The sequence below is a fragment of the Paractinoplanes atraurantiacus genome, assembly GCF_900215205.1.
In the GTDB taxonomy this organism is placed as follows: Bacteria; Actinomycetota; Actinomycetes; order Mycobacteriales; family Micromonosporaceae; genus Actinoplanes; species Actinoplanes atraurantiacus.
In genome coordinates this window covers 1-7210 of record NZ_OBDY01000065.1, presented here as the reverse complement: position 1 = coordinate 7210, position 7210 = coordinate 1, and the positions used below count along the sequence as shown (strand labels likewise).

Here is a 7210-nt window from a genome sequence, read left to right as displayed (position 1 = left end):
CTGCCGGTCATCGATCCGTGCTCGGGTGCCTACCTCATCTACACCTCGGGATCGACCGGGCGGCCCAAGGGCGTCGTGGTCGAGCACGCCAGCCTCGCGAACCTGTTCCACCACCACCGCGTGACCCTCATTGAGCCGACGGCGGACGGCCGCCGCCGCCGGGCCGCGCTGAGCGCCGCCCTGGTCTTCGACACGTCCTGGGAGGGGCTGCTCTGGCTCGTCGCCGGGCACGAGCTGCACCTGCTCGACGACGAGACGCGCCGCGACCCGGAGCTTTTCGCCGGCTACGTCGACGCCCACGGCATCGACTTCCTCGACGTGACGCCGTCGCTGGCCGGGCCCCTGGTCGCCGCCGGCCTGCTCACCGAGGGCCGTCACCACCCGGCGATGGTCGCGCTCGGCGGCGAGGCGGCCGACCCGCGTATCTGGGCCGCCCTGCGGGAGGCGCCGGACACCAACGGCATCAACTTGTACGGCCCGACCGAGTGCACTGTGGACACGTTGATGGCCACCGTGGCCGAGAGCGAAACCCCATTGGTGGGCGGACCGATCGGCAACACCCGGGCCTACGTCCTCGACGACTGGCTGCGCCCGGCCGAGACCGGTGAGCTCTACCTGTCGGGTGCTCAGCTCGGCCGTGGGTACAAGGACCGCGCGGGCCTGACGGCGACGCGCTTCGTGGCCGATCCGTGGGCGCCGGGGGAGCGGATGTACCGCACCGGCGACGTCGTCCGGTGGACGGACAGCGGTCGCCTGGAGTATGTCGGCCGCGCCGACGACCAGGTGAAGATTCGCGGCTTCCGGGTCGAGCCAGGTGAGGTGGCCGCGCTGCTGAATGAGCACCCCGCGGTGTCTCAGGTGGTCGTGCTTGCGGTTGAGGGCCGTCTGGTCGCCTACGTCGTGGGGAAGACCGACGGCCTGCGTGAGTGGGCCGCCGAGCGGATGCCCGACCACCTGGTCCCCTCGGCCGTCATCGAACTGGAAGCCCTGCCGGTCACGGTGGCCGGGAAGGTGGACAAGCGAGCCCTGCCGCTGCCCGACTTCGGAGCGCTGGCCGGCGACGACACCCCGCGCACCCCGGCCGAGGAGATCCTCTGCGGACTGTTCGCCGAGGTGCTCGGCCTGACGAGCGTGGGCACGAACGACGACTTCTTCGCGCTCGGCGGGCATTCGCTGACCGTCACCGCGCTGGCCGCCCGTGTCCGCGCCGCGTTCGGCGTGCCGCTGGCCGTGCGCGCGGTCTTCGACGCGCCCACCGTCACCGCCCTCGCCGCGCAGCTGGAGCGGACCGGGCCGCAGGCCGGGCTGCCCGAGCTTGCCGTGGCCGAGCGGCCGGAACCGCTGCCGGTGTCGCCCGCGCAGCACCGGCTCTGGCTGCACCACCAGCTCAACGGCCCCGGCCCGACCTACAACGTGGCGTTCGCGCTGCGGCTGGACGGCCGGCTCGACGCGCCCGCGCTGCGCGCCGCCCTGGACGACGTGCTGGCCCGCCACGAGAGCCTGCGCACGGTGTTCCCGGCCGTCGACGGCCGGCCCGTCCAGCGGATCCTGACCGACGCGCGGCCGTCGTGGCGGCAGGCCGAGGTGCGCGGCGAGGACGAGCTGCCGGAGCTGCTCGCGGACGCCGCCCGCCACGGCTTCGACCTCGCGGACGAGCTTCTGGTGCGCCCGCACCTGTTCGTTCTCGGGGCGGACCGGCACGTCCTGCTGCTCCTGGTGCACCACATCGTGACCGACGAATGGTCCGAGGGTCGTCTCGTGGCCGACCTCGGCGCCGCCTACGCGGCCCGGACCCGTGGCGCCGCGCCGGACTGGGCGCCGCTGCCGGTCCAGTACGCCGATTACGCGCTCTGGCAGCACGAACTGCTGGGCCACGTGCAGGAGCGGCAGCTCGGCTTCTGGCGGGAGGCACTGGCCGGCGTGCCGGCCGAGCTGGAGCTGCCCACCGACCGGCCCCGCCCGGCGGTGGCCTCGCACGGCGGCGGCATCGTCGCGTTCGAGGTCGCGGCCGACGGCCATCGCCGCCTTCGGGAACTGGCCCGTCGTACCGGAACAACGCCTTTCATGGTGGTCCAGGCCGGATTGGCGGCACTGCTCAGCCGGTTGGGTGCGGGCACCGACATCCCGCTCGGCAGCCCCGTCTCGGGTCGCGCCGACCAGCGCCTCGACCAACTGGCCGGCTTCTTCGTCAACACGCTGGTGTTGAGGGCCGACGTCAGCGGCGATCCCACGTTCGGCGAGTTGCTGCACCGGGTGCGTGCGGCCGACCTGGCCGCGTTCGGCCACGCCGACGTGCCGTTCGAGCGGGTGGTCGAGGCCGTCAACCCGGAGCGGTCGCTGGGCCGCAACCCGCTGTTCCAGGTGATGGTCGCCTTCCAGCACGTGCCGTCCGAGACGCCGGGACTGCCGGGCCTGACCACCACGCCGCTGCCGATCGACACCGGGGTGGCCCAGTTCGACCTGGGCGTGGTCGTCACCGAGCAGGACGGCGTGGACGGCCTTCAGGGCGTCATCGAGTACAGCACCGACCTGTTCGACCGGGAGACCGCGACCACCCTGGCCGAGCGGCTGGCCCGCCTGCTGGCCGAAGCGGTCGCGGGCCCGGACCGGCGAGTGTCCGAGTTGGACATCTTCTCGGCGGCCGAGCACGAGGCCCTGGCCACTGGCTGGCAGGGCGTCCGCGCGCCGACACCGGAATCGACTCTGCCCGGCCTCTTCGCCGCGCAGGTCAGCCGGACCCGGGACGCGATCGCCATCGAGGACGGCGAACGCTCGTTGACCTACGCGGAGCTCGACGCCCTCACGAACCGGCTCGCCCGGCGGCTCAGGGAGCGCGGTGCCGGGCCGGACCGGATCGTGATGGTGCTGCTGCCGCGCTCGGCCGACCTCTTCGTGGCCGAACTGGCCGTCTCCAAGGCGGGCGGCGCCTATCTGCCGGTCGACCCGTCGTACCCGGCCGAGCGGGTCGCGGGGCTGGCCGAGGACGCCACGCCCGTGCTCGTCATCGCCGCCCCGGGCGCGACGACCGTGCCGCCCGGCGTGCCCGTCGTGCACCCGGACGACCTGGACGGCGACGACACCGCGGTGGTGTGCCCCGGCCTGCGGCCGGCCCACGCGGCGTACGTCATCTACACCTCCGGCTCGACCGGCCGGCCCAAGGGCGTGGTCGTACCGCACGCCGGCCTGGCCGACCTGGCCGAGACGTTCGCCGCCCTGTGGCAGGTCGGTGAGGGCAGCCGGATCGCCCAGTTCGCCTCGCCCAGCTTCGACGTCACCGTGGCCGAGCTGGCGGTGTCGCTGCTGCGCGGCGGCACCCTCGTCATCACGCCGGAGGCCGACCGGCTCGGCGCGCCGTTCGCAGCGTTCGTCCGTGAGCAGAGGATCACGAACTTCGCGCTGCCGCCGGCCGCCCTGGGCGCGCTACCCGAGGGTTCCCTGCCGCCCGGGGTGACCGTGGTGACCGGCGCCGACCGCTGCCCGCCGGAGCTGGTGCGGCGCTGGACGGCCACCCATCGCATGCTCAACGCCTACGGGCCGACGGAAGCGACCGTCAACTCGACCTACTGGGAATGCTCGCCGGACGGACCGGTGCTGATCGGGCGCCCGGACCGCAACAAGAGCGCCTACGTGCTCGACGCCGCGCTCAAGCCGGTGGCCACAGGCGTCGCGGGCGAGCTCTATCTCGCCGGCGCCGGCCTGGCCCGCGGCTATCTCGGGCGACCCGCGCTGACCGCCGAACGCTTCGTGGCCGACCCGTTCGGCGCGCCCGGCACCGTCATGTACCGCACCGGCGACCTGGTCCGGCGCACCCGCGACGGGCAGCTCGAGTTCCTCGGCCGCGCCGACGACCAGGTGAAGATCCGCGGCTTCCGCATCGAGCCGGGCGAGGTCGCCTCCGTTCTCGTCGAGCACCCGGGTGTCCGCTACGCCGTCGTGGTCGCCCGCGAGGGCCGCCTCATCGGATATGTGGAAGGCGATGCGGCCGGCGACGAGCTGCGAACCTGGCTCGCCGCACGGCTTCCCGACTACCTGGTGCCCGCCGTTGTGGTCGTGCTCGATGCTCTGCCCCGTACGACCGCGGGAAAGATCGACCGGACCCGGCTGCCCGAGCCGGTCCTGGAGCGGGCCGTCGAACGGCCCGTCACCGTGCTGCAGGAGCTGCTCGCCACGCTCGTCGCCGACGTGCTCGGCCTCGACGAGGTCGGCGTGGAGGAGGGGTTCTTCGCGCTCGGCGGCGACAGCATCGTGGCCCTGCAACTGGTGGCCCGCGCCCGCGCGGCCGGGCTGGAGCTGTCGGCCCGGCAGGTCTTCGAACACCAGACCGTGGCCGCGCTGACCGAAGTGGCCGGAGCCTTCGAGGGCGCCCGGGAACCGGCCGCGGTGGCCGTCGGTGAGGTGCCGCTGACCCCCATCATGGCGTGGCTGCGCGAGCTGGACACGCCGATCGACACGTTCAGCCAGTCGGTGCTGCTGCGCGTTCCGGCCTCGCTGACCCGTGAGGCGCTCGACGGTGCCCTGCAAGCGGTTCTGGACCGCCACGACGCGCTGCGCGCCCGCTGGACCGGCGACGGCCTGCTGGTGCCCGCGGTGGGCTCGGTGACCGCCTCGCTGCGGGTCGCCGCCGAGGGCCTGCACGAGGAGCACGCGGCCGCGGTTCGCCGCCTGCGGCCGGCCGAGGGCCGCATGGTCGAGGCGGTCTGGTTCCCCGGCGACGCCCGGCTGCTGCTGGTCGCTCACCACCTCGTCGTGGACGGGGTCTCCTGGCGGGTGCTCGTCGAGGACCTGGCCGTCGCGGCCGACGGCAAAACCCTTTCCCGTTCGGGTACGTCGGTGCGGGGCTGGGCCAAAGGGCTCGCGTCCGCGGCCCGCGACCGGGCGGCCGACCTGCCGTACTGGCTCGACGTCGTCGACGGGCCGGTGACGCCCATCGGCGCCCGCCCGATCGAGCGCGGCGACACGGTCTCCCGGCTGCGCCACCACAGCCTGCGCCTCGGGGCCGCACTCACCGGCCCGCTGCTGACGGCCGTGCCCGAGGCCTTCCACGCCGGGGTGCAGGACGTCCTGCTCACCGGTCTGGCCCTGGCGATCCGGTCGTGGCGGCCGGCCACCGCCGAGCACGGGGTGCTGCTGCGCCTCGAAGGCCACGGCCGCGAGGAGCACCTGGTGCCGGGCAGCGACCTGACCCGGACCGTCGGCTGGTTCACCACCGAGTTCCCGGTGCGGCTCGACCCGGGCGGCGACGACCCGGCGGCGGCCCTCAAACGGGTCAAGGAGCAGCTGCGGGCGGTGCCCGACAGCGGAGCGAGCTACGGGTTGCTGCGCTATCTCCATCCGGGCGCCGCCGAGGCGCTCCGCGGCCGGCCGGCACCGGAAATCCTGTTCAACTATCTGGGCCGCATGGCCGCCGACGACGGCGACTGGGTCGCGGCCGCCGAGAACGACACCCTCGGCGACGGCCTCGACCCGGCCTTCCCGGCCGGACAGGCCCTGGAGATCAACGCCTCCACGGCCGACCTGCCGTCCGGGCCCGAGCTCGACATCCGGCTCTCGTACGTGGACGGCGTGCTCACCGAGGCGGACGTGACCGCCCTCGGCGAGCGCTGGCTGGCCGCCCTCGAGAGCCTGCGCGACGCCGCGCGGGACGGCGGCGGGCACACCCCATCCGACCTCCTGGTCACCCTCAGCCAGGACGAGATCGACGAATTCGAGGACGAGTGGAGGCTTCTGTGACCAGCCCGGGCGGACTGCAGGACATCCTGCCGCTGTCGCCGCTGCAGGAGGGTCTCTACTTCCTGTCCACCTACGCGGCCGGCGGGCCGGACGTGTACGTCGTGCAACAGGTGCTCACCCTCGACGGCGCGCTCGACAGCGCCCGCCTGCGCGCGGCGGCCCAGGCCGTGCAGGACCGGCACCCCAACCTGCGCGCGGCCTTCCGCCCCCGCAAGGCGGGCCAGCCGGTGCAGCTGATCCCGGCCGCGCTGCCGGTCGACTTCACCGAGGCCGATCCGGGCGCGAACGTCGGCGAGGTGGCCGAGGCCGAGCGGAAGCGGCCGTTCGACCTGGCCCGGCCGCCGCTGCTGCGCTGGGCGCTGATCCGGCTCGGCGACGAGCGGCACGCCCTCGTCCTGACCGCACACCACATCCTGCTCGACGGCTGGTCGGCGCCGCTGGTCGTGCGCGACCTGCTGACGTTCTACGCGGGCGGGAAGCCGCCGGCGGCCCGGCCCTACAAGGACTATCTCGCCTGGGTGGCGCGGCAGGACCAGGGCGCGGCCGAGCGGGCGTGGCGTGGCGCGCTGGCCGGGATCGAGGAGGCGACGCTGGTCGCGCCGGGCACCGAGCGGGCCGCGGTGGAGCCGGCGACGATCGAGCGGCGGGTGGAGGTCGCCCGGGTGGCCGAGGTGGCCCGGGCCCGTGGGCTCACGCTCAACACGGTGGTGCAGGGCGCCTACGCGCTCGTGCTGGCCGAGCTGACCGGGCGGGACGACCTCGTGTTCGGCGCGACCGTGTCGGGACGGCCGGGGGCGCTGGGCGGCGTCGAGGACATGGTCGGGCTGTTCATCAACACCGTGCCGGTGCGCGTCCGGCCGCGTCCCAGCGACACCTGGGCCGGATATCTGGCTCGGGTGCAGGCGGAGCAGGCGGCGCTGCTGGACCACCAGCACGTCGGCCTGGCCACCATCCAGCGGCAGGCGGGCGTCGGGGTGCTGTTCGACACCCTCCTGGTCTTCGAGAGCTACCCGCTCGACGAGGAAGGGCTGCGCACGCTTCAGGACACGGCCGGGCTGCGACTGGCGTCGGTCACCGGCAACGACGCGACGCACTACCCGCTGACCCTCACCGTCGTGCCGGGGGCCGAGCAAATCGCGCTGGGCGCCGAATATCGGGCCGGCGCGGTCGACCGGGACACCGCCGTGCACGTCCTCGACCGCCTCGCCGAGCTGGTCGCGGCGTTCGCCGCGGACCCGGACGGCCGCCTGGCCGCGATCCGGGCGGGCGAGCTCGTCGCCGTGGACTCGGCCCTCTCCGTGCCGCCGACCCTGCTGTTGGACGAGTTCGACGCGACTGTCCGCCAGACCCCGGACGCGGTCGCGCTGCGTTTCGGTTCTGCTTCTTTGACGTACGCCGAATTGCAAGCGCGAGTGGAACGACTGGCTCGCGTGCTGGTGTCTCGCGGCGCCGGCCCGGAGAAGGTCGTGGCGGTGCTGTT

General features: G+C 74.1%; 2 protein-coding genes. Both read left to right on the top strand.

Going from position 1 to position 7210, the window contains the following annotated elements; genetic code table 11:
* The gene (locus CRP55_RS51255; protein WP_342751627.1) at positions 1–5730 is read left to right on the top strand and encodes a non-ribosomal peptide synthetase; all 5730 of its coding nucleotides are present in this window, start codon (positions 1–3) and stop codon (positions 5728–5730) included.
* Positions 5727–7210: condensation domain-containing protein (locus CRP55_RS51250; RefSeq protein ID WP_179855728.1), on the top strand; the 1484-nt coding region annotated here is incomplete at its 3' end. The genes CRP55_RS51255 and CRP55_RS51250, both read left to right, overlap by 4 nt.